This window comes from Vibrio syngnathi, assembly GCF_002119525.1.
Classification (GTDB): Bacteria; Pseudomonadota; Gammaproteobacteria; order Enterobacterales; family Vibrionaceae; genus Vibrio; species Vibrio syngnathi.
In genome coordinates this window covers 2874873-2897141 of the sequence record NZ_CP017916.1, presented here as the reverse complement: position 1 = coordinate 2897141, position 22269 = coordinate 2874873, and the positions used below count along the sequence as shown (strand labels likewise).

Sequence of the window (22269 nt, the reverse complement as noted above, 5' to 3'; positions counted from 1 at the left end):
GCGATACACATGGATTGTGTTGGGTTGATTCAAATGACATCAGGCCCAGTCCCTGACTTGAACTTTGATTATCTTGCTCGAGAAGTAGCAAAGTGCAAAGAGTTGGGGGCTAAGTGGGTTGTGTGCCCTGAAAACGCGCTAGTCTTTGGCAGTAAAGCTGACTATCACCAGTATGCTGAGCCTCTAAATGATGGTCCACTGCAAAAGAAAGTCTCTGAGTTAGCAAAGCTTTACCGAATTTGGATTGTTATTGGCAGTATGCCGATAAGCACAGCTAAAGGCGTGACTACCACAACTTTGGTGGTTGATGATTTTGGTTGCTTAGTGGCCCATTACGATAAGCTACACATGTTTGATGTGGATGTTGCTGATGCACATAAGTGCTATCGAGAATCGGATATTTTCACGCCCGGTGACCGAGTGGTAACAACGGAAACGCCTTTTGGTCGCTTAGGTTTGAGTATTTGTTATGATGTGCGCTTTCCGCACTTGTATTCAGAGTTACGCAAGCAAGGTGCACAAATCATAGTGGTACCGGCAGCTTTTACCGCAGTAACAGGGCAAGCTCACTGGGAAGCATTATTAAGATGCCGCGCGATCGAAACGCAATCGTGGATTATCGCGGTAGGGCAAGGCGGAAAACACCCTTGCCAAAGAGAAACATGGGGACACTCAATGGTGGTTGATCCATGGGGAAGAGTGGTCGCACAGCTAGACCAAGATCCTAAAAGTATGGTGGTTGAGATAGATACATCCAGTTGCGAATCAATCAGGCAAAATATGCCCATCGCGCAGCATTCTCGATTTACCAATCAATTTTAATTACAAATAAGAGCCATTTATGAGCATCAATCAAATTGAAGAAGCGCTACTGAACCCAACAGGGCTGACGGAGCAAAATATCGCAGATACATTGGCGAGCATTGCTACCCGCCAAATTGATTATGCTGATATCTACTTTCAGTCAAGCTGGCACGAATCTTTAGTGCTAGAAGACAGCATTATTAAAGACGGCTCTTTCAATATCGATTGTGGTCTTGGTGTACGAGCGGTATCTGGTGAAAAAACCGGTTTTGCTTACTCTGACCAAATCCAATTGGATGGCCTTAAACAGAGTGCAATCGCGGCTCGCGGTATCGCTAAGCAAGGCCAAAACGGTAAGGTACAAGCTTTCAAGCGTAACTCTAATCAAGCTTACTATGATGCAGTTAACCCGCTAGCAAGCTGGGAAAAACAGCAAAAGACAGAATTACTTAAAGCGCTTGATGCTTACATTCGTACTAAAGAGCCTATGGTAACTGAAGTATCGGTGAGCCTAAGTGGTGTACATGAACAGATGCTTGTTGCGGCAACTGATGGTACTTTCGCTGGTGATATTCGTCCGCTTGTTCGTTTATCTATCAGCGTACTGGCACAGAAAGGCGATCGTCGTGAACGTGGTAGCGCTGGTGGCGGTGGTCGTTTTGGTTACGACTTCTTCTTAAGTGATGCTAATGGTTCTCAGGTTGCTTATCAATTTGCTGATGAAGCAATCCGCCAAGCGTTAGTTAACCTTGAAGCAGTTGCTGCACCTGCTGGTGCAATGCCTGTCGTTCTTGGTTCGGGTTGGCCGGGCGTTCTTCTACATGAAGCGGTAGGCCACGGTTTAGAAGGTGACTTCAACCGTAAAGAGTCTTCAGTATTTTCTGGCAAAGTGGGCGAGCAAGTCACATCAAGCCTATGTACGATTGTTGATGACGGTACATTAACGGATCTACGTGGTTCATTGAACGTCGATGATGAAGGCGTTAATGGTCAGTACAACACGCTAATCGAAAACGGCATCCTAAAAGGTTACATGCAAGATAAGCTTAATGCTCGTCTAATGGGTGTAGCGCCTACAGGTAATGGTCGTCGTGAGTCTTATGCACACCTTCCTATGCCGCGCATGACCAACACTTACATGCTGCCAGGTGAGCATACTCCTGAAGAGATTATCTCGACGGTTGAAAGAGGCATCTACGCGCCGAACTTTGGTGGCGGTCAGGTGGATATTACTTCTGGTAAGTTTGTGTTCTCCGCTTCTGAAGCGTACATGATTGAAAACGGTAAGATCACTCACCCAGTGAAAGGTGCAACGCTAATCGGTTCGGGTATCGAAGCGATGCAGCAAGTGTCTATGGTGGGTAACGACCTTAGCCTTGACCGTGGTGTTGGTGTGTGTGGTAAAGCCGGCCAAAGCGTACCAGTCGGTGTTGGTCAACCAACATTGAAACTAGACTCGTTAACGGTTGGTGGTACTGAGTAATTCAGACCAACTTCAGCAGATTTATTATAGCAAGCTAGTTGAAATTACAGTTTCAGTTTCAGTTTCAGTTGCAGTTAAAGCTAAAGCTAAAGCTAAAGTTAAAAGCGCCTCCAATGTGAGGCGCTTTTCTGTTTCTGGGCTTTCTGTCTCTGGGCTTTTCAGTTTCTGGAGTTCGATTGACTAAACAGAACCGTTACATGTTCTCTTCAGCAAACTCGGCCAGTCGACTTCGTACCACACCATTGAGGTGAATATTGGCACTGCCTTCGAAGTCTTTAAAACGCTCGACCATGTAGGTTAAGCCTGAAGTTACAGGGGTTAAGTAGGAAGAATCTATCTGAGCTAGGTTTCCTGAACAGACGATCTTGGTGCCTTCACCACAACGGGTGATGATGGTTTTGATTTGTGAGGCGGTGAGGTTTTGACACTCATCCAAAAGGACAAAGGCATTTTGGATTGAGCGACCACGCATGAAGTTAATCGATTTGAACTGGATATTGGCCTTGTCACAGATGTACTTCATCGAGCCTTCGGTGCAGTGATCGTTCTTGTGCAGAGCTTCCAGTGTATCGGTCACCGCTGCTAACCAAGGCAGCATTTTTTCTTCCTCAGTGCCGGGAAGGAACCCAATCGACTCACCGATATCGGGCGTGTTTCGGGTTACGATGATCTTATCGAATTGTTTGCGCTCTATGGTTTGTTCAAGTGCGGCAGCCATGGCTAACAGTGTTTTACCACTACCTGCTGCGCCGGTGAGAATCACCAGATCAATATCAGGGTCGAGCAGTGCATCGATCGCCATCCCTTGATAGACATTCTTAGGTGTAATGTCCCATGTCTTGCGGTTCATTAACCTTTCTCGACTGAGATCTCTGAGCGTAATGCGTTCGGCCTCAATCTCTTCTACACGACCAGCAAAGTCACTTTCTTCGTCAATCACGTATTGGTTGAGGAAGGTTGGATCGAAAGGTGCTCTCGCTAGGGTGTGCAGCGTTTTTCCGCCTAAACTTCTACTCTCGACGTTATCGACGCCATCCCAGAATGAGCCTTCGAGTTGTTGAAAGCCTTTAGTGAGGTATTGGATGTCATCAATCAATTGGTCGGTTTGATAGTCTTCAACAAAGCGGACCCCAGCGCCTTTGGCTCGTAAGCGCATGTTGATGTCTTTAGTGATAAGAACCACTTCGCGTGGCGCGCGTTTGTTTTGAAGATAAAGAACTGCGTTGAGGATTCGGTTATCGCCTGCCTTGTCATCGGCGAAGGCTTTGATGCTTTCTTGAAGTTCGTAGTCAGCGAGTATTGAAATACTGCCAGATGCGTTTATGTCTTTAGAAAAAGGAATGCCTTCCGATATTTGGTCTGGTGTGGCTTCCCTGAACAAGTCTTCGAGCGTTCGAATCGCAATTCTCGCATCTCGAGCAACGTCTCTTTTACTGTCTTTGATTCTGTCGAGTTCTTCTAGCACGGTCATGGGGATAACGACATCGTGCTCTTGGAAAGAAAATATAGCGAAGGGTTCGTGAAGTAGGATATTAGTGTCTAAAACAAATAGCTTCCGGTTGGTCTCGCCCATAGCATCTCCTTGCCGACATGCGGCTTGTCTTGCACTCATTGAACGTAGATAAAGCTCATATAAAGATTAGTATCTCATTCCGGTGATAGTCAACTACTCACCTAAACTTCATCTAGAGAAATATCGCCATATCGTTGTGAATGAATATGGCGTATTCGTTTGAGAGCAGCAATCTGCTACCTATAGATTACCCATGATTTTTTGACAGTTTGATTGCACTGGCGAAAACAGAAAAAAAGTATGAAATCATCTCCTTTAGGCGTGACCTAAATCACAGCATCGAGTAAGATTAGCGACCTTTTTCTGCACCATTTTCTCGAGATATTTATTATTAAGAGCGCACTTAAAAAGTGGCTGCAAACTAGGCATCTTTAGCTATATTTTTAGTTCAAGCGCGATAACGCTCTTGTTTAAAACTGCAGTTAACATGACCAAATTCCAACTATAAGATTGAGGTAGTCGATTCATGACATTTGCTTTGGGGCAACGCTGGATAAGCGATACGGAGAGCGATTTAGGTTTAGGTACCGTTGTAGCAATGGATGCTCGAACAGTGACAGTAATGTTTGCAGCATCAGAAGAGAATCGTGTCTATGCACGCACTGATGCTCCCGTAACCCGAGTAACGTTTAATGTTGGCGATGTCATCGAATGCCAAGAAGGTTGGTCTCTATCTGTCGAAGAAGTTATCGAAGATAAAGGGCTACTGACTTATTTGGGCACTCGTGAAGACACTCAAGAGACAGAGGTGACTCTGCGTGAAATATTCTTAAGCAACCAGATCCGCTTTAACAAACCGCAAGATAAGCTGTACGCAGGTCAAATCGACCGTATGGATAACTTTGTGCTGCGTTACCGCGCGTTAAGCAATCAATACCAACAACATAAGAGCCCGATGCGTGGCTTGTGTGGTATGCGCGCTGGTTTGATTCCTCACCAGTTGTACATTGCTCATGAAGTAGGTCGTCGTCACGCACCACGCGTTTTACTGGCTGATGAAGTGGGTCTAGGTAAAACCATAGAAGCAGGCATGATCATTCACCAACAGGTGTTGTCTGGCCGTGCTGAACGCATTCTGATTGTGGTACCTGAAACTCTGCAACACCAATGGTTAGTAGAGATGATGCGCCGTTTCAACCTGCACTTCTCTATCTTTGATGAAGAGCGTTGTATTGAAGCCTTCGCGGAGTCAGATAACCCATTTGATACACAGCAATACGTTCTGTGTTCTTTGGATTTCCTACGCAAGAGCCGTAAGCGCTACGAGCAAGCACTTGAAGGTGAGTGGGATTTGTTGGTTGTCGATGAAGCGCACCACCTTGAGTGGAGCCAAGACAAACCGAGCCGAGAATACCAAGTGGTTGAAGGATTAGCGGAAAATACTTCTGGCGTACTGCTATTGACAGCAACCCCTGAACAGCTGGGTCGTGAGAGTCACTTTGCACGTCTGCGTCTGCTTGATCCTGATCGCTTCTACGATTACGAAGCATTCGTGGAAGAAGAAGACCAATACGCCCCTGTTGCTGATGCAGTAACGGCATTGTTCTCTGGCGTGAAGCTTGAAAACAGCGCGAAGAATCAGATCACTGAGCTTCTATCTGAACAAGATGTTGAGCCTCTATTCCGCGTTATCGAGGGCGATAGCAGCGAAGAAGAGCAAGCGTTAGCTCGCCAAGAGCTGATTGATAATCTTATGGATCGCCATGGTACAGGTCGTGTTCTTTTCAGAAACACACGTGCTGCAATCAAAGGCTTCCCTAAGCGTAATGTAAACCTACTGCCGATGGATATTCCAACGCAGTACACAACCTCTATGCGTGTATCAGGCATGATCGGTGGCAAAATGGCTCCCGAAGCTCGTGCGATGAAGATGCTGTACCCAGAAGAGATCTTCCAAGAGTTTGAAGGTGAAGACTCAAGCTGGTGGCAGTTCGATTCACGCGTTAACTGGTTGATTGAAAAGATCCAAGATAAGCGCAGCGAAAAGATCCTAGTGATCGCCTCTCGTGCGAGTACTGCTCTTCAATTAGAGCAAGCACTACGCGAGCGTGAAGGTGTGCGTGCAACTGTATTCCACGAAGGCATGTCGATTTTAGAGCGTGATAAAGCGGCGGCTTACTTTGCTCAAGAAGAGGGTGGCGCTCAGGTTCTTATCTGTAGCGAAATCGGCTCTGAAGGTCGTAACTTCCAGTTTGCTAACCAGTTAGTGATGTTCGATTTGCCATTCAACCCAGACTTGCTTGAGCAACGTATTGGTCGTTTGGACCGTATCGGTCAGCTGCGTGATATCGACATTCACGTTCCTTACCTAAAAGGCACATCGCAAGCGATTCTAGCGCGTTGGTTCGATGAAGGTTTGAACGCATTTGCAGAGACGTGCCCTACAGGTCGCACAGTTTACGACAAGTACTCTGATGTTCTTATTGAGATGTTGGCTTCTGGTAACACCGAACAACTTGATGAAGTGATTGAAGAGTCAGCGAAGCTAAACCAAAGCCTGAAATCGGATCTAGAAAAAGGCCGAGATCGCCTACTAGAAATGCACTCAAATGGCGGCGAAAAAGCGCATGAGATTGCAGAAAAGATCGCGTCGACTGACGGTGATACTAATCTAGTGTCTTTTGCACTGAGCCTGTTCGATACCATTGGTTTGAACCAAGACGATAAGGGTGAAAATGCGCTAGTTGTAACGCCATCTGAGCACATGATGGTTCCAAGCTACCCAGGCCTACCTTATGAAGGTGCAACCATCACGTTTGATCGAGAAACAGCGCTTTCTCGTGAAGACATGAACTTCATTAGCTGGGAACACCCAATGATTCAGGGCGGTATTGATCTGCTATTGAGCGAAGGTGTGGGTGCGTCTGCGGTATCGCTATTGAAAAACAAAGCGTTACCTGTTGGTACTATCCTGCTTGAGCTGGTTTACCTTGTTGATGCACAAGCGCCAAAGCGCAGCGGTATCAGCCAGTTCTTACCTAAGACGCCGATTCGCTTGATGATGGATGGTCGTGGTAACGATTTATCTGCTCAGGTTGAATTCGATAGCTTTAACCGTCAACTAAGCCCGGTAAACCGTCATTTAGCGAGCAAGCTAGTGAACTCGGTACAAGGTGAGATTCACAAGCTAATCGAAGCCGGTGAGACGCATGTACTGCCGAAGGTTGAAGAAGTTCGTCAGCAAGCCCAGAAAGATATGCAAACCAACTTGAACGGTGAGCTAGAACGTCTACAAGCGCTTAAAGCGGTGAACCCTAACATTCGTGATGAAGAGCTAGAAGTTATCGAAGCTCAAATCAATGAACTGACTGGTTACATCAGCAAAGCTCAAGTTCAGCTGGATTCGTTACGCTTGATTGTGGTTTCTCACAACTAAGCCAGAACTAGAATATCGCTAGCTTGACGCTTTAACGAAATAAGGCCTTCATCACGAAGGCCTTATTTGTATCTGTAGCTTGGTTAACAGTTTAGTTCAGAGTTCGGTTAGCAGTTTGGCTAATAATTTGGAGAGCTGATTACATCAACCATTTCCACCAAACGAACAGAGCTAAGAAGCCAAATAGGTAAACCAGACCTGCTACAGACAACCATTTTAGCTTAGTGCTAATCGCAAGCGCTTTAGGTAGCTCTGCTTTGCTCACCAAAATGAAATTCAGTAATGCGAAGAATGGGGTCGTGATAAAGGCGAGTATCATCGCGAAATCGAGCATTGGCATCAAGGCTGCACTAAAGAACATTACGATTGCTAGCGCAGCGATAGATACGATGATTATCCACCCTTGTAGCATTCTTGGGCTGCTCTCTTTTTTAAGCAGTAGACGCTGTGATTCAGCAAGTACGCGTGAGTAGCCATCGATAACGGTAATGGTACTGCCAAAAATACAGAAGAAGGCGACGATTGCGATCAGTGGACGAGACCATTCACCAATTGTCGAGGCGTAAATACCGACCAACTGATGAGTGAAGCCAACGCCAGAGCGAGACAATTCAACTCCCGAGCCGTGAAGTACCAGAGCACCTAAAGCAACGAATACCAATGCAAGCAATGCCGTACCAATGTAGCCTACATTGAAATCGAACAGTGCTGATTGAGCGGTCACGTCTTGTTTCTCTTTTTGGCTTTTTAGCCACATAGAGGTGATGCTTGAGATCTCGATAGGCGCAGGCATCCAACCCATCGTCACCACGATAAATCCGATAGCTGCCAATGACCAAGGTGATGGTGGCACAAAAGCGGCATCAGGTTCGACTGGAGAGCCAATAGCAATCGCAACAGCAGCTAAGGTTGTGATGGTCAGGATCGCCATGATCGCTTTAGAGAGAGTGTCGAGCGCGCGGTAATGGCCCGCAAAAATAATGATCAAACAGGTCGCTAAAACGATCATGCACAAGGTGCTGGTGGCTAAATCGAAAGGAATAAAGTAACTGAGTAGGCTCGCACTGAATAACAGCAAGGCTGCGGTATTCACGACTGCGGAAATAGCACTCAGTATCGAAAAGATCACAAGGTATGGGCGGCCTAGGTTAGAGTAACCTTCCACCAAGCTTTGACCCGTTCCTAGTGTGTATTGGATACCAGCTTTGAAGAACGGGTACTTAAATATGTTTACGAGGATAATAAGCGCGGCTAGCTGCCAACCATAAATCGCACCAGCCTTGGTTGAGGCTACTAAGTGAGAGCCACCTACAGCTGCTGCGGCCATCATAATGCCTGGGCCAAGAGACTTAATTAAACTTGATAGGGGAGCTGAGGTTGGTGTTTTTGTGCTGGTAGTTTTAACCGTACTTTCCATCATTTTTCCTTTGATGCTGACTTCTTATTATCCGTTACCCTATCAATACCATGTTTTGTAAGGTCGTCAACTTTTATGTACAAAAATGTTGAAAATTGTATTTATTAATAAACGAATCAACCGTAAATTATTTATTCACTAGTAATTAAGAGGCTTTAATGGCGTTAGAACAGTACACACCACCGCGTGAACCGTGGATTGATATTGTTTATCAAGATGACGATATTCTAGTGGTGAACAAGCCTGCAGGCCTACTTTCAGTTCCGGGGAGATTGCCAGAGCATTACGACAGTATGTGGAGTCGGTTGGTTGTCGAATTTGCGGAGATTCAGGTGGTGCATCGACTGGACATGTCGACATCGGGGTTGATGCTGCTCGCTAAACACAAACAAGCTGAGCGTCATTTGAAGAAGCAATTTCAATATCGACTGACACACAAACTCTATTACGCCCGAGTATGGGGTTCAGTAGAAGAAGCAGAAGGTTTGATTGATCTGCCGCTCATTTGTGATTGGCCAAATCGACCAAGACAAAAGGTGTGCTTCGAGGATGGCAAGCCATCACAGACTCGCTATGTGGTGGAGCAACCAGAGGCTCAAACGGCATTGTTGAAGTTGCTGCCGATCACTGGCCGCTCTCATCAGTTACGTGTTCACTGCATGGAACTAGGGAATCCAATCGTTGGCGACGAGTTTTATGCAACGCCAGATGCGTTTAACTATAGTGACAGGTTAGCTCTGCACGCGTGTGAACTGAGTTTTTATCATCCGGCTAATAATCAGTTTTTCAAAGCTTTCGTGCCATGTGATTTTTATCCTCAAGCTTCACCACAAATCGAACAGCACTTTGAAATTGCGCCAGAGCTTCCAGACTACAGTAAGCTAAAAGCTTAGAATGGTTAAATCAATACCAATGCAAGGACGTACAATGCCGAAGTTGAAAGTGGTCTTTCTCGACAGAGCCACCATCCCATCTCAAATCCATTTAAAACCTCTCAACTTTGAACATCAGTGGGTTGAGTATGATTTTACTTCGCCGGAGCAAGTGTCTGAACGAATTGAAGGCGCTGATGTGGTTATTACCAATAAGGTGGTGCTCAACGCTGATAATTTAGCTCTAGCACAACAACTTAAGCTGATCGCAGTTTCTGCGACAGGTGTGAACAATGTCGATGTCGAATATTGCAAGAGCAATAATATTGCGGTGGCTAACGTACAGGGCTACGCGGCTCAATCGGTGCCAGAGCATGTGATTGCAATGCTGTTTACGTTAAAGCGTAATCTCGTTAGTTACCATCAAGATATCGAGGCGGGCGAGTGGCAAAAGGACAAACAATTCTGCTTCTTTACTCATCCGATTCAAGATGTAGCAGGCAGCACATTAGGTTTAATGGGCAGTGGTAGTTTAGGGCAAGCAACCGCGATTTTGGCTAAAGCGATTGGTATGAAGGTCATCTTTGCTGAGCGTAAAGGGGCAGATTCTTGTCGAGAAGGGTATCTACCTTTTGATACTGTGTTACAACAAGCAGATGCGATCAGCTTACATTGCCCGTTGACCGAAGCGACTCGAGACCTGATTTCAGAGCGAGAGCTAGTAATGATGAAACCAAATGCGGTGTTAGTTAATGCTGGCCGCGGTGGACTCGTGGATGAACAAGCCTTAGTTGAAGCTTTGAAAAATCAAGAGATTGCGGGCGCGGGTATGGATGTGTTCACACAAGAACCGGCTGACAACTCGAATCCATTACTGGCTAATAGTCATTTACCAAATTTACTATTAACGCCACATGTAGCGTGGGGCAGTGATAGCTCAATTCAAAAGCTGTCTGATATCTTAATCGATAACATTGATGCCTTTGCTTCAGGTAAGCCGCAGAATCTTGTCAGTTAATTCACAGTAAGCGGTTATACGCTCAGCTTCAGACATAAAAAAGGTTGGCTTTGAGCCAACCTTTTTAGATGTTTTGTCTGTAGTTTGCCAGAAGCCAGAAGCCAGAAGCCAGAAGCGATTAGCCTTGAGGTTTGATGACCAATACATTGATTGGTGAATTCTGTACGACTTTACTCGCCACTGAACCCAGTACCACTTTGTCGATTTTCGAGCGCTTATGACTAGGCATCACAATCAGGTCTGCCCCAAGCTTTTCTGCGTAATCTAGAATCGTTGTGTAGGTTTTACCTTCGGCAACGTGAACCTTATAAACCACTTCATCGTCGATGTACTTGTCTGCAAACTCTTTCAGCTGATTTTTCACATCGAGCTTCATTTGGTTTGCTGCATCTTTCGGGAAGTAAGACGCCACCATCGACATGTGAATGCCCGGCAATACGTTCAAGATATGGATTTCAGCGTTACTGTGCTTTGCGTGCCATACCGCTAATTCAACAGCTTTGTCAGAAAAGCCTTTGTCGTTAAGATCAACAGGAACAAGGATTTGTTTATACATGTGTTTTTCTCTTTTTTATCAGCGCTTAGTATTGACCAAGCGCTGTGATTATCCTTTCCATGTAATAAAGCCAAATAGAGTTGAGCGCTACTTGGCTCTATCCATTACGCGCTAATCTCATCCTTACGAGCACGCCTTCTTTGGTTCATCGCTAAGCCAATCAAAATGAGTAGGGATGGTAAGAATACCCACTCTTTCATTGGTCTTTCTGCGTCTTGGATAACTGATTTAATTTCCCAATCAAAGTCAATGCCAGCCGCTTCTGCTGGGCTACCGAATTCAACCATGTCGACAATCATCTTGCCTTCAGATTTCGTCAGCATTAAGCCCATTGAAGCAATGCGGTCTTCACTTGTTGTCGCAGAATCTTCAAATGGAAGGCGAACCGTCTTCTCAGAATAGTCACCTTCTAAGTTTTCGCCACCCACTCTTAACTCAAGAGATTGTCCCACAGATAGACCTTCTGTGATTTGAGCGATCTCAACTCCAGGTGAAAGAACTTTCTCTGGATAAATCATGTCCCACCAGAAGCCAGGGCGGAAGAAAGAGAAAGTTAGAACCAATAATAGGATCGTTTCCCACCATTTGTTCTTGGTGAACCACCAACCTTGCGTTGCAGCGGCAAAGATAAGTACCGCCGTCACAGAAGAGAAGATAGTGAGGAATAGATGCCACCAAGAATCAATGCCCATCAACAGTAGTTGGGTATTGAAGATGAACATGAATGGCAAGATCGCGGTCCGGATATCATAGGTAAAGCCTTGAATACCAGTACGGATCGGGTCTGATTTTGCAATCGCGGCGGCCGCAAAGGCTGCTAAACCAACTGGAGGCGTATCATCGGCTAAGATACCGAAGTAGAACACGAACAAGTGAACCGCAATCAGTGGAATGATCAAGCCATGCGCCGCGCCTAAGGTAACAATTACCGGAGCCATCAACGTTGATACAACGATGTAGTTTGCCGTTGTTGGTAAGCCCATACCTAGGATCAAGCTGATTACTGCAGTGAATAGCAACATAAGAATGATGCTACCGCCTGAGATAAACTCAACGAAGTCCGTCATTACCAAGCCGATCCCCGTCAGAGTCACCACGCCTACAACCGTACCTGCAGCCGCTGTCGCTACGCCGATACCGATCATGTTACGTGCGCCTGAAACCAAGCTCTCTAGTAAGTCAACGAAACCGGCTTTAGTTTGCTCTGCAAGATCGTCCGATTTGTTCATCAGAGTCATCAAAGGACGCTGTGTGATCAAAATGAAGATCATGAATACCGTTGCCCAGAATGCAGACAGACCTGGAGAGAATCGCTCTACAGTCAGGCACCAAACAAGAACTACGATAGGCAGTAGGAAGTGCAGGCCAGATTTAATAGTTGGGCCTGGATCGGGTACTTCTGTTAGCTCGGCATCAATGTCCATGCCACCTTCAGCGGCATACTTTGCTGAAACTCGAACCAAGGCTACATAAGAGATCAATAGAGCAACGGTAACAATAGGGGTTGCTGCATCGCCAAAGACATCTTTCGTCCAGCCGACACCGTAGTAAACCGCAGCACTTATGACACATAGCCCAAGAATGGTACCAGTGAAAGACAGTAGGCTTTGTACGATAGTTGGTGTGTGGCGACGAGGTAGGCCAGTCATACCAGCTTTACATGCTTCTAAGTGAACAATGTAAATCAGGGCGATGTAAGAGATAAGAGCAGGCAATAGCGCCGCTTTAATCACTTCTACATACGAGATACCCACATATTCAACCATCAAGAATGCAGCAGCACCCATGATTGGTGGAGTTAATTGACCATTGGTTGAAGCGGCAACTTCTACAGCACCGGCTTTTTCACCTGAGAATCCGACTCTTTTCATGAGAGGGATCGTAAAAGTACCCGTGGTTACCACGTTAGCGATAGATGAACCAGACACAAGACCGGATAAGCCAGATGCAACAACGGCTGCTTTCGCTGGGCCGCCTTTCATGTGGCCAAGTAAAGAGAACGCAACCTTGATGAAGTAAGCACCTGCGCCCGCGCGTTCTAGCATTGCACCAAACAGTACAAACAAGAATACGAATGACGTAGAGACGCCAAGAGCAACACCGAATACACCTTCAGTTGTTAGCCACAGATGCGACATTGCCTTGTTCAGGCTTGCACCTTTATGGGCGATAACGTCCGGCATGTGAGGGCCGCCAAAGGTGTAAAGTAGGAATACTGCAGCCACAACCATAAGAGGTGGACCTAAAGCGCGTCGTGTTGCTTCAAGCAGTAGAACCATACCAAATACAGCAGCAACAATATCGAATGTTGTTGGTGCGCCTGAACGTTCAGCGAGTTGAGTATAGAAAATATAGATATACGAAGCTGAAAAGCTACCAACCAGCGCTAATATCCAGTCGACCGCAGGAATTCTATCCCGAGGCGAATTTTTCATTGCTGGGTAAGCGGTAAAGGCTAGGAAGATGGCAAACGTAAGATGAATTGCTCGAGCTTCAGTGTCGTTTAAAATTGCGAAGTTAAAAATGAACGGCAGCGGGGATGCATACCAAAGTTGGAACAGTGACCAACATAGAGGCACAAACCATAAAATACGGCCTTGGATGCCGCGAGGGCTACGCGCACCAGTGTCTGATTGTGCCACCATTTCTTGCACATCTGGAGACGGTGATGTTGTCTGCGTCATGTACTTTATCCTTATTATTGATGGTCTGCCTTTCTTACGAACAACGAGACGTTATTTATTTCCTATCTAGTGTAGCGAATGGATAGGGAAATGCGTTTTTTGTTCGTCTTTGTCTTAGGCTTGATACGAAGGTAAGTTCGCCAAATTGGAGAAACTTAAAGGTTTGTCTCTTTTCACTTGGGTTATTTTTATAAAACGTGAAAAGCCAATAAGGAGGACATGCCTCCTTATTGGTAGAGCAGGCTTAAAGTAGAATTACTTTAGAAGGCCTACTTCTTTGTAGTATTTTACTGCACCAGGGTGAAGAGGGATTGAGATACCCGCTTTAACCATGTCTTCTTTCTTCAGGTTAGCAAATGCTGGGTGCAGGCGTTTGAATGTAGCGAAGTTTTCAAATACCGCTTTAGCAACGTTGTATGCGACTTCATCAGAAACGTCAGACGTTGTTACCATAGTTGCAGCAACACCGAAGCTGTTTACGTCAGCATCTGTACCACGGTACATGCCAGCTGGAACTGTGCTGTATGCGTAGTATGGGTTTTCAGCTACGATCTTGTCGATCTGTGGACCAGTTGCAGAAACCAATTTTGCATCACAAGAAGTCGTTGCTTCTTTGATTGATCCGTTCGGGTGACCAACCATGTAGATGAATGCATCAATCTTGTTGTCACAAAGAGCTTGTGAACGCTCAGAACCTTTAAGTTCAGAAGCAAGCTTGAAGCTATCGTTAGTCCAACCCATAGCGTCCATTACAACACCCATCGTGGCACGGTCACCAGAGCCTGGGTTCCCAATGTTTACACGCTTACCTGCTAGGTCAGACACATTGTTGATACCAGCATCGGTACGAGCGATGATGTTGAACGGTTCTGTATGTAGAGAGAACATAGCGCGAAGTTTTTTGTATTCGCCCTGATCTTTGAATTTACTTGTACCGTTGTAGCCGTGGTATTGCCAGTCCGATTGAACAACACCGAAATCTAGTTCACCAGCACGGATGGTGTTAACGTTGTAGATCGAACCACCAGTAGATTCTACAGAACAACGAATGTTGTGGTCTTTGCGGCCTTTGTTCACAAGCTTACAAATAGCGCCACCAGTTGGGTAGTAAACACCCGTTACTGAACCAGTACCAATTGTGATGAACTCTTGAGCGTTAACTGCGCCAGCGCCCATTACAGCAGCTGCAATAGCCCCAACTTTAATAAGTTTGGTAAATGCCATGAATTTCCCTTCCTTTATTCATTATTAACCCTGAAACAAGTGTAGTCGTTTCTGGAGTTTCCTATTTGGAAACGGCACCTTTTTCAATCCATGTGATGAAAAAGTGGCTGAATAATATCAAAAATTGGCAGAAAATTACTCAAATGTTAAAAGATATAGCTAAAAAATCTAACAAATGACGGTTAGATCTTGTGTTTGATTTGCTACTGAGTTTTTTAAAATCAATGGTTTAGTGGTGTTTGAGGAGGGGGAGATAGATATTCTAGGATGTGATTTGGATCACGAAGCGAATCGGTGTTCGTGATCCATTAATCAGGTTTATGGTTATGAAACTGTGACCAATTATCCTGCGTATTCAAACAGTTCGCATACAGAATCAAACAGTTGCTTAGTGGTAACTGACAAGGTTGGAGTAATGAAGATAGTATCATCACCAGCGACTACCCCCAGTATACCTTCCGACTTACCTAATGAGTCCAATAAACGAGCAATAAGCTGCGCCGCACCAGGACCTGTATGTATAACAACCAACGCATTGTTGTGGTCAATATCTAAGACCAACTCTCTTAGAGAGCTAGAAACTGTCGGAACACCAAGTTCAGCAGGAAGACAGTAAACCATCTCCATTTTTGCATTGCGTGTTCGTACGGCGCCAAACTTAGTTAACATACGCGAAACTTTAGATTGGTTGATACTTTCAAAGCCTTCATGCTTCAGGGCATCGACAATCTCGCCTTGCGAACCAAAACGTTCTTCTTTTAGTAGCGATTTAAAAGCTCGAACTAAGTTGTCTTGTTTTTCTGTATTGCGCATATGTCATTCTTATTCATTAACAAAGATGTTTGCATATTCTCGCATACATATTCAATCCTAGCCAAAATATCACGGTAATTTGTTAGTTATATCACTGTAAAAATTTAATAGGATAATGTGTTATTTAAGACGAGTTGTTTTGTCATTTCAAAAGATTATCGCCATAATGCGAACTTGCTGTGTAGCACGGTTTTATTGACTTGCGCGAAGTCGCAAAGCTAGCGTTAATTGATTGTAATCATTTTGTGATTAATATAGTTTTTTAACGATAATTTAGCTTTTTAGCCTTAATTTAGCTCAAGAACTACCCTACAAAGAATCTATAAGAGAAATCTCTCAAGGAGAATAACAATGAAAGTAGCTGTTATTGGTGCCGCTGGTGGCATCGGTCAAGCCCTAGCCCTACTATTAAAGAATCGTCTGCCTGCGGGTTCAGATCTTGCACTTTACGACATCGCTCCGGTAACTCCGGGTGTTGCTGCCGATCTTAGCCATATCCCAACGCCTGTTTCGATTAAGGGCTACGCGGGTGAAGATCCAACGCCGGCACTGAAAGGTGCGGATGTTGTACTTATTTCTGCAGGTGTTGCTCGTAAACCCGGTATGGATCGTGCGGATCTTTTCAACGTGAATGCTGGCATTGTTAAGTCTCTTGCTGAGAAAATCGCAGTTACTTGTCCTACGGCTTGTGTTGGTATCATCACGAACCCAGTAAACACAACTGTGCCAATTGCTGCCGAAGTACTAAAGAAAGCGGGTGTTTACGACAAGCGACGTTTATTCGGTATTACAACTCTTGATGTCATTCGTTCTGAAACGTTCGTTGCTGAGCTGAAAGATAAAGATCCAGGCGATGTTCGTGTTCCTGTTATCGGCGGTCACTCTGGTGTAACTATCCTTCCTCTTCTTTCTCAAGTTGAAGGTGTTGAGTTTACTGATGAAGAAATCGCAGCGCTAACAACTCGCATCCAAAATGCGGGTACTGAAGTAGTAGAAGCTAAAGCGGGTGGCGGTAGTGCGACTCTATCTATGGGTCAAGCGGCTTGTCGCTTCGGTCTTGCACTAGTTAAAGCACTGCAAGGCGAAGAGAACGTGATTGAGTGTGCATACGTTGAAGGTGAAGGAGATCACGCACCATTCTTCGCACAACCCGTTAAACTTGGCAAAGAGGGCGCAGAAGCGATCCTTAGCTACGGTGAACTGAGCGACTTCGAACGCAATGCACTAGACAGCATGCTAGAAACGCTAAATGGCGATATTGAGATTGGTGTTGAATTCGCTAAATAAGCGATAGATAACTGAACTCTGCTAAAAGATAGTTAACGAAAGCCGATCATTATGATCGGCTTTTTTGATCCTTGCATTCAGCCCACTCGTAATCTTTTTCTAACCACGGAGAATTAGGGTATTGAATTATGACTAGAGTACAAAAGGGAATGAATGTTAACTACCTAGGTCGCTTGGGTAAGATATTGGTTATCGATGAACAAGAGCAGTTCGCTTTGTTTGAGTCTTACAACAGTCATAAGCAATATGCGGCTCCATTGGATGAACTTGAAGAGGTCGAGGCGCAATTACCTTTATCATTAGAATCGAGTCGATACTAAAACTCAGAGTAATATCTAGCAGGATAAAAAAAGAGCCAACCGGCTCTTTTTATTATATAGCTGTCTACTTAGCTTCTATTTACTTGCTACGTTTTACTGCAAGGTGAGCTAGCGTAGTTAAAGCCTGCTTATATTCTGAATCAGGAAGAATAGAAAGCTCAGCTATCGCTTTATCAGCTTCTTCATAGGCTTTATTGGTCGTGTACTCTAACGAGCCTGTCTCTTTCATGACAGACATAATGTCGTCGAGACGTTCCATACCATTGGCTTTTTCAATCGCTTCACGAATCATACTCGCTTGGTCTGGCGAGCCATTACGCATAGCGTAAAGCAGCGGTAACGTCGGTTTGCCTTCTGCTAGGTCATCACCAACATTTTTACCCATCTCTTTACCATCAGCGGTGTAGTCCATCACATCATCAATAAGCTGGAATGCCGTTCCTAGGTACTTACCGTAGTTTTGCATTGCCGTTTCGATTTCAGGTGAAGACTCTGTAAGGATCGCGCCGATTTGGGTTGCGGCTTCAAACAAGCGAGCGGTCTTAGAGTAGATCACCTGCATGTAGCTTTCTTCTGTAGTGTCTGGGTTATTACAGTTCATCAATTGTTGAACTTCACCCTCGGCAATCACATTTACTGATTCGCTCATTAGCTCAAGGATCCTTAAAGATCCTAGCGTCGTCATCATCTGGAATGAGCGGGTGTAAATAAAATCACCAACCAAAACGCTAGCTGCATTACCGAAAGCAGCATTCGCTGTAGCTTTGCCACGTCTCATGTCCGATTCGTCGACAACATCATCATGAAGCAGTGTTGCTGTGTGGATAAACTCAATGAAGGCGGCTGAGGTGATGTGAGCTTCACCTTGGTAACCAAGTGCACGAGCTGATAAAAGAGCAAGCAAAGGGCGTAAGCGTTTACCACCGCCGCTAACGATATAAAAACCAAGCTGGTTGATTAAACTTACGTCAGAATTAAGTTGGGCTTGAATTGTTTCATTCACTTTTGCCATATCATTGGCAGTAAGCGTTTGGATAGCTTTAAAATCCATTGTTCATCCGGCTGAAGTTAGACCCTGTAAGGCTTATACGTTGTATTTAATTGTTGAATAATACACTAAAAAACGTTGATTAATACATCACTTAAAGGCATCATTGCCGCACTTTTCTTTGGCGAACATGTTTTCGCCAATATTTTAAAAATATGGCTTGTCATAGCGGCATGATTCCCGTAGAATCTGCGCCCTATTGATTAGTTTAGCGCACACCCGAGTTGTAGAATTAACAACCATAGGCTGTGCGGAAAAAGCGGAGTAAAATATGTACGCTGTTTTCCAATCTGGTGGCAAACAACACCGAGTAAGCGAAGGTCAAACACTTCGTTTAGAGAAATTAGACGTTGAAACTGGTGCAACTGTAGAATTTGATAAAGTTCTTCTTGTTGCTAACGGCGAAGAAATCGCTGTTGGTGCACCTCTTGTTGAAGGTGGCAAGGTTACTGCAGAAGTAGTACAACACGGTCGTGGCGATAAAGTAAAAATCGTTAAGTTCCGTCGTCGTAAGCACTCGCGTAAGCAAGCTGGTCACCGTCAGTGGTTCACAGAAGTGAAAATCACTGGCATTAACGCTTAAGTATTAGGAGAGTTTAACAATGGCACATAAAAAAGCTGGCGGTTCTACTAATAACGGCCGCGATTCAGAAAGCAAACGTCTTGGTGTTAAGCGTTTTGGTGGTGAATCTGTTCTTGCAGGTAACATCATCGTTCGTCAACGTGGTACTAAGTTCCACGCTGGCACAAACGTTGGCATCGGTAAAGATCATACTCTTTTCGCTCTTACTGAAGGTAAAGTGAAATTTGCAGTAAAAGGTCCTAAAAACCGTAAGTTTGTAAGCATCGAAGCTGAGTAATTTAATCTTTTATTAGATTATTTATACTAGCTTTCAAGCTGAATTCAAAAGCCCTGCCGATTCGGCAGGGTTTTTTATTTATAGCGAGAATAAAAAAGTAGACGCTCTGGCTTTAGTTTTGAGAAGCTGTCTGGTGTTTGAGAAACCGTTTAGTTTCAAAAAGCCGTTTGTTTTTAAGAAACAGAAAGCAAAGAACCTCTCCTTATTTGTTCCTTGGTTGCAGATCGATCTAGATCTTAGGTGATCGATCTAAACACGGATCTGCTAGAATTTATATCACTCCTTGATGAGTGGTAACGCAACGTAAGTGCGGAGTTAGAAAATGAAATTCGTTGATGAAGCAACAGTAAAAATAGAAGCCGGTGATGGCGGTAATGGTACAGTAAGCTTTTGGCGCGAAAAGTTCGTCGCTAAAGGTGGTCCTGATGGCGGTGATGGCGGTGATGGCGGTGATGTTTACATCCAAGCGGATGAAAACTTAAACACACTGATCGATTACCGTTTCCAACGTTTTTATAATGCAGAGCGTGGCGAAAATGGCCGCGGTGGTAACTGTACTGGTAAACGTGGTAAAGATATGACCATGAAAGTACCTGTAGGTACTCGCGCGGTTGATATCCACACTAATGAAATCGTTGCTGAAGTTGCTGAACATGGCAAGAAAGTAATGGTTGGTAAAGGTGGTTGGCACGGTCTTGGTAATACGCGTTTTAAGTCGTCGGTTAACCGTGCTCCTCGTCAAAAGACAATGGGTACTAAAGGTGAAGTTCGCGAACTACGTTTAGAGCTTCTTCTGCTAGCGGATGTTGGTATGCTTGGCTTGCCAAACGCTGGTAAATCTACGTTTATTCGCTCAGTATCTGCTGCAAAACCAAAAGTGGCTGATTACCCATTTACTACGTTGATCCCAAGCTTGGGTGTAGTGAGTGTGGTTCCTGAAAAGAGCTTCGTCGTTGCCGATATCCCAGGACTAATCGAAGGTGCCGCTGATGGCGCAGGCCTTGGTATTCGTTTCTTGAAGCACCTTGAGCGTTGTCGCGTTCTTCTGCATATGATCGATATTTTGCCGATTGATGGTTCTGATCCTATTCAGAACGCATTGACGATCATTGACGAGCTTGAGCAATACAGCGAAAAAGTAGCACAGAAACCTCGCTGGTTAGTATTCAACAAAGTTGATCTAATGCCTGAAGAAGAAGCAGACGAAAAGATTCAAGAAATCGTCGAAGCTTTAGGTTGGGAAGGCGAGTACTTCAAGATCTCTGCTGTAAACAAGATCGGCACCAAAGATCTTTGCTTTAAACTGGGTGAGTTCATGGAGAATCTACCTCGTGAAGTTGAAGCTATCGAAGAAGAAGAAAAAGTTAACTTTATGTGGGATGACTACCATAAAGATGCGATGGCCGGTAAGAATGTCGTTACAGAAGATGACGACGATTGGGATGACTGGGATGACGAAGAAGATGACGGTCATGTTATCTATGTTCGTGATTAATAATCCTCGTAGTTTCTTATAAGCACTTTGGTCGCTTTTTCTAAGATACGCTGATAGTTTTATTAAACCGCAATGAAAATTGCGGTTTTTTTGTATCTAAATCATGACGTCTTGCTGTTTTTTATGCAAAATTTGTCTTTAGATAATTAACGCCTATGGGAAGGAAATCATGGCATCAAAGCAAAGAGCGATCTCAAGGTTAGTCGCTCAATCAGGACAAATGTTATTAGCTCATGGCGCCGAGAGCACATTGGTCGGTGACATAATGCGCCGTATCGGTATTGCTTGTGGGGTGAATGAGGTTGAAGTTGCACTGTCAGCCAATGCATTGGTTGTGACAACAGTAATGGACGATCATTGCATAACGACGACTCGAAGTTGCGCTGATCGTGGCATTAATATGCAGGTGATAACCGAGATTCAACGTGTGTGTATCATGATGGAGAAGGGAATTCTCGATTATGATTTGGCGTATAAAAAGATTCAAAACATCAGCCCCGAGCGCTACAACCGTTGGTTAGTTGTCGTAATGATAGGGCTATCGTGTGCTTCTTTTAGCCGTCTTGCTGGCGGAGATTGGCATGTCTTTATGATGACGTTTATAGCTTCGGCTTGCGGTATGATCGTGAGACAAGAGATCGGTCATCGCCATTTCAATCCGTTATTAAATTTCGCTATTACCGCTTTTGTCACCACCACTATCTCAGCTCAGGCAGTGCTCTACAATATCGGTGGTCAACCCACTATCGTGATGGCTTCGTCAGTATTGATGCTAGTGCCCGGTTTTCCTTTGATTAACTCCGTAGCAGATATGCTTAAAGGCCACATTAATATGGGTCTCGCACGCTTCACCATGGCCAGTTTATTAACGTTGGCTACAAGCTTAGGTATTGTCGCAGCTATGAGCCTATCTGACGTATGGGGGTGGGTGAACTAATGACTATTTTTGAACTTTTTGTTGGGTTACTCAACGACATGTTTTTTGCTGCGATTCCTGCGGTTGGTTTTGCATTGGTGTTTAACGTCCCGCAACGAGCATTAATTTATTGTGCTCTCGGAGGCTCCATTGGCCACGGTAGCCGTTACTTAATGATGCATTTCGGCATTCCCATTGAATGGGCGACGTTCTTTGCTGCTACATTGGTCGGCATGATAGGGGTGCATTGGTCGCATAAATTGTTAGCACACCCGAAAGTATTTACGGTTGCAGCCTTGATTCCGATGGTCCCTGGCGTGTTTGCCTTTAAGGCGATGATTGCCATGGTTGAGATTAACCGAGCAGGATACAACCCAGAACTATTGGCATTGTTGATGGAGAACTTTTTGAAATCGATGTTCATTATCGCAGGGCTTGCGGTTGGCTTAGCAGTGCCTGGGCTGTTATTCTACCGTCGTAGACCTATCGTCTAGCTTCAACTTCATTTTCAAGTAAGGACAGG

Annotated in this window: 19 protein-coding genes; 12 read left to right on the top strand and 7 right to left on the bottom strand. The window is 44.8% G+C overall.

All coding sequences use genetic code 11. From position 1 onward, the window contains the following. Positions 1 to 9: 9 nt before the first annotated feature. On the top strand, positions 10 to 822 hold the full coding sequence (locus K08M4_RS13080) for a carbon-nitrogen hydrolase family protein (RefSeq protein ID WP_086050139.1): 813 nt from the start codon (positions 10 to 12) through the stop codon (positions 820 to 822). Between the two features lie 19 nt (positions 823 to 841). Next, entirely contained in the window at positions 842 to 2287 is a 1446-nt protein-coding gene (tldD, locus tag K08M4_RS13075; protein ID WP_004735920.1) for a metalloprotease TldD, read from the top strand. 193 nt (positions 2288 to 2480) lie between these two features. On the opposite strand, the gene K08M4_RS13070 is transcribed toward tldD, so the two are convergent. Further along, entirely contained in the window at positions 2481 to 3860 is a 1380-nt protein-coding gene (locus K08M4_RS13070; protein ID WP_004735919.1) for a PhoH family protein, read from the bottom strand. A 466-nt stretch (positions 3861 to 4326) separates the two neighbouring features. On the opposite strand from K08M4_RS13070, the gene rapA reads away from it, so the two are divergent. Beyond that, on the top strand, positions 4327 to 7236 hold the full coding sequence (rapA, locus tag K08M4_RS13065; RefSeq protein WP_017086997.1) for an RNA polymerase-associated protein RapA: 2910 nt from the start codon (positions 4327 to 4329) through the stop codon (positions 7234 to 7236). A 139-nt stretch (positions 7237 to 7375) separates the two neighbouring features. Here the strand turns inward: rapA and K08M4_RS13060 are convergent, their stop codons facing one another. After that, complete coding sequence (locus K08M4_RS13060; protein ID WP_086050138.1) at positions 7376 to 8653, bottom strand: NRAMP family divalent metal transporter; 1278 nt, start codon at positions 8651 to 8653, stop codon at positions 7376 to 7378. 158 nt (positions 8654 to 8811) lie between these two features. Between K08M4_RS13060 and rluA the strand changes: the two genes are divergently transcribed. Together rluA and K08M4_RS13050 are read left to right on the top strand one after the other, a co-directional pair. After that, positions 8812 to 9546, top strand: coding sequence for a bifunctional tRNA pseudouridine(32) synthase/23S rRNA pseudouridine(746) synthase RluA (rluA, locus tag K08M4_RS13055; protein ID WP_086050137.1), 735 nt, complete (start codon positions 8812 to 8814; stop codon positions 9544 to 9546). A gap of 34 nt (positions 9547 to 9580) precedes the next feature. Then, positions 9581 to 10543 carry a D-2-hydroxyacid dehydrogenase gene (locus K08M4_RS13050; protein ID WP_086050136.1) on the top strand — a complete coding sequence of 321 codons (963 nt, stop codon included), beginning with the start codon at positions 9581 to 9583 and terminating at the stop codon, positions 10541 to 10543. Positions 10544 to 10661: 118 nt separating this feature from the next. Here the strand turns inward: K08M4_RS13050 and K08M4_RS13045 are convergent, their stop codons facing one another. From K08M4_RS13045 to argR, 4 genes are all read right to left on the bottom strand, one after another. After that, positions 10662 to 11099 (bottom strand): universal stress protein, encoded by a 438-nt coding sequence (locus K08M4_RS13045; protein WP_004735912.1) that lies wholly within the window; start codon positions 11097 to 11099, stop codon positions 10662 to 10664. 104 nt (positions 11100 to 11203) lie between these two features. Continuing rightward, positions 11204 to 13783 carry a TRAP transporter permease gene (locus tag K08M4_RS13040; RefSeq protein ID WP_017078820.1) on the bottom strand — a complete coding sequence of 860 codons (2580 nt, stop codon included), beginning with the start codon at positions 13781 to 13783 and terminating at the stop codon, positions 11204 to 11206. Between the two features lie 255 nt (positions 13784 to 14038). After that, on the bottom strand, positions 14039 to 15007 hold the full coding sequence (locus tag K08M4_RS13035; RefSeq protein ID WP_017078819.1) for a TAXI family TRAP transporter solute-binding subunit: 969 nt from the start codon (positions 15005 to 15007) through the stop codon (positions 14039 to 14041). Between the two features lie 342 nt (positions 15008 to 15349). Next, positions 15350 to 15820: a transcriptional regulator ArgR gene (gene argR / locus K08M4_RS13030; protein WP_004735909.1), complete on the bottom strand. Its 471-nt coding sequence runs from the start codon at positions 15818 to 15820 to the stop codon at positions 15350 to 15352. Positions 15821 to 16171: 351 nt separating this feature from the next. Between argR and mdh the strand changes: the two genes are divergently transcribed. Then, the gene (gene mdh, locus K08M4_RS13025) at positions 16172 to 17107 is read left to right on the top strand and encodes a malate dehydrogenase (RefSeq protein ID WP_086050135.1); all 936 of its coding nucleotides are present in this window, start codon (positions 16172 to 16174) and stop codon (positions 17105 to 17107) included. Positions 17108 to 17235: 128 nt separating this feature from the next. Next, the gene (locus K08M4_RS13020; protein WP_086050134.1) at positions 17236 to 17427 is read left to right on the top strand and encodes a hypothetical protein; all 192 of its coding nucleotides are present in this window, start codon (positions 17236 to 17238) and stop codon (positions 17425 to 17427) included. Positions 17428 to 17506: 79 nt separating this feature from the next. Here the strand turns inward: K08M4_RS13020 and ispB are convergent, their stop codons facing one another. Further along, the gene (gene ispB / locus K08M4_RS13015; protein WP_065101310.1) at positions 17507 to 18478 is read right to left on the bottom strand and encodes an octaprenyl diphosphate synthase; all 972 of its coding nucleotides are present in this window, start codon (positions 18476 to 18478) and stop codon (positions 17507 to 17509) included. 268 nt (positions 18479 to 18746) lie between these two features. Between ispB and rplU the strand changes: the two genes are divergently transcribed. The 5 genes from rplU (at position 18747) to K08M4_RS12990 (ending at position 22240) form a co-directional block, all read left to right on the top strand. Next, positions 18747 to 19058 carry a 50S ribosomal protein L21 gene (gene rplU, locus K08M4_RS13010; protein WP_004740823.1) on the top strand — a complete coding sequence of 104 codons (312 nt, stop codon included), beginning with the start codon at positions 18747 to 18749 and terminating at the stop codon, positions 19056 to 19058. A gap of 19 nt (positions 19059 to 19077) precedes the next feature. Then, entirely contained in the window at positions 19078 to 19335 is a 258-nt protein-coding gene (rpmA, locus tag K08M4_RS13005) for a 50S ribosomal protein L27 (protein WP_004735905.1), read from the top strand. Between the two features lie 322 nt (positions 19336 to 19657). Further along, a complete protein-coding gene (cgtA, locus tag K08M4_RS13000; RefSeq protein ID WP_086050133.1) occupies positions 19658 to 20830 on the top strand; it encodes an Obg family GTPase CgtA in 1173 nt (390 codons plus the stop codon). 169 nt (positions 20831 to 20999) lie between these two features. Further along, the gene (locus tag K08M4_RS12995) at positions 21000 to 21767 is read left to right on the top strand and encodes a threonine/serine exporter family protein (RefSeq protein ID WP_086050132.1); all 768 of its coding nucleotides are present in this window, start codon (positions 21000 to 21002) and stop codon (positions 21765 to 21767) included. After that, positions 21767 to 22240: a threonine/serine exporter family protein gene (locus tag K08M4_RS12990; RefSeq protein WP_009847830.1), complete on the top strand. Its 474-nt coding sequence runs from the start codon at positions 21767 to 21769 to the stop codon at positions 22238 to 22240. Before K08M4_RS12995 ends, K08M4_RS12990 begins: the two co-directional genes overlap by 1 nt. Positions 22241 to 22269 lie beyond the last annotated feature (29 nt).

Excerpts from the sequence above, each read along its gene's own strand:
- K08M4_RS13080 (WP_086050139.1), top strand. The coding sequence starts at position 10 with ATGGATTGTGTTGGGTTGATTCAAATGACATCAGGCCCAGTCCCTGAC.
- tldD (WP_004735920.1), top strand. The coding sequence starts at position 842 with ATGAGCATCAATCAAATTGAAGAAGCGCTACTGAACCCAACAGGGCTG.
- K08M4_RS13070 (WP_004735919.1), bottom strand. The coding sequence starts at position 3,860 with ATGGGCGAGACCAACCGGAAGCTATTTGTTTTAGACACTAATATCCTA.
- rapA (WP_017086997.1), top strand. The coding sequence starts at position 4,327 with ATGACATTTGCTTTGGGGCAACGCTGGATAAGCGATACGGAGAGCGAT.
- K08M4_RS13060 (WP_086050138.1), bottom strand. The coding sequence starts at position 8,653 with ATGGAAAGTACGGTTAAAACTACCAGCACAAAAACACCAACCTCAGCT.
- rluA (WP_086050137.1), top strand. The coding sequence starts at position 8,812 with ATGGCGTTAGAACAGTACACACCACCGCGTGAACCGTGGATTGATATT.
- K08M4_RS13050 (WP_086050136.1), top strand. The coding sequence starts at position 9,581 with ATGCCGAAGTTGAAAGTGGTCTTTCTCGACAGAGCCACCATCCCATCT.
- K08M4_RS13045 (WP_004735912.1), bottom strand. The coding sequence starts at position 11,099 with ATGTATAAACAAATCCTTGTTCCTGTTGATCTTAACGACAAAGGCTTT.
- K08M4_RS13040 (WP_017078820.1), bottom strand. The coding sequence starts at position 13,783 with ATGACGCAGACAACATCACCGTCTCCAGATGTGCAAGAAATGGTGGCA.
- K08M4_RS13035 (WP_017078819.1), bottom strand. The coding sequence starts at position 15,007 with ATGGCATTTACCAAACTTATTAAAGTTGGGGCTATTGCAGCTGCTGTA.
- argR (WP_004735909.1), bottom strand. The coding sequence starts at position 15,820 with ATGCGCAATACAGAAAAACAAGACAACTTAGTTCGAGCTTTTAAATCG.
- mdh (WP_086050135.1), top strand. The coding sequence starts at position 16,172 with ATGAAAGTAGCTGTTATTGGTGCCGCTGGTGGCATCGGTCAAGCCCTA.
- K08M4_RS13020 (WP_086050134.1), top strand. The coding sequence starts at position 17,236 with ATGACTAGAGTACAAAAGGGAATGAATGTTAACTACCTAGGTCGCTTG.
- ispB (WP_065101310.1), bottom strand. The coding sequence starts at position 18,478 with ATGGATTTTAAAGCTATCCAAACGCTTACTGCCAATGATATGGCAAAA.
- rplU (WP_004740823.1), top strand. The coding sequence starts at position 18,747 with ATGTACGCTGTTTTCCAATCTGGTGGCAAACAACACCGAGTAAGCGAA.
- rpmA (WP_004735905.1), top strand. The coding sequence starts at position 19,078 with ATGGCACATAAAAAAGCTGGCGGTTCTACTAATAACGGCCGCGATTCA.
- cgtA (WP_086050133.1), top strand. The coding sequence starts at position 19,658 with ATGAAATTCGTTGATGAAGCAACAGTAAAAATAGAAGCCGGTGATGGC.
- K08M4_RS12995 (WP_086050132.1), top strand. The coding sequence starts at position 21,000 with ATGGCATCAAAGCAAAGAGCGATCTCAAGGTTAGTCGCTCAATCAGGA.
- K08M4_RS12990 (WP_009847830.1), top strand. The coding sequence starts at position 21,767 with ATGACTATTTTTGAACTTTTTGTTGGGTTACTCAACGACATGTTTTTT.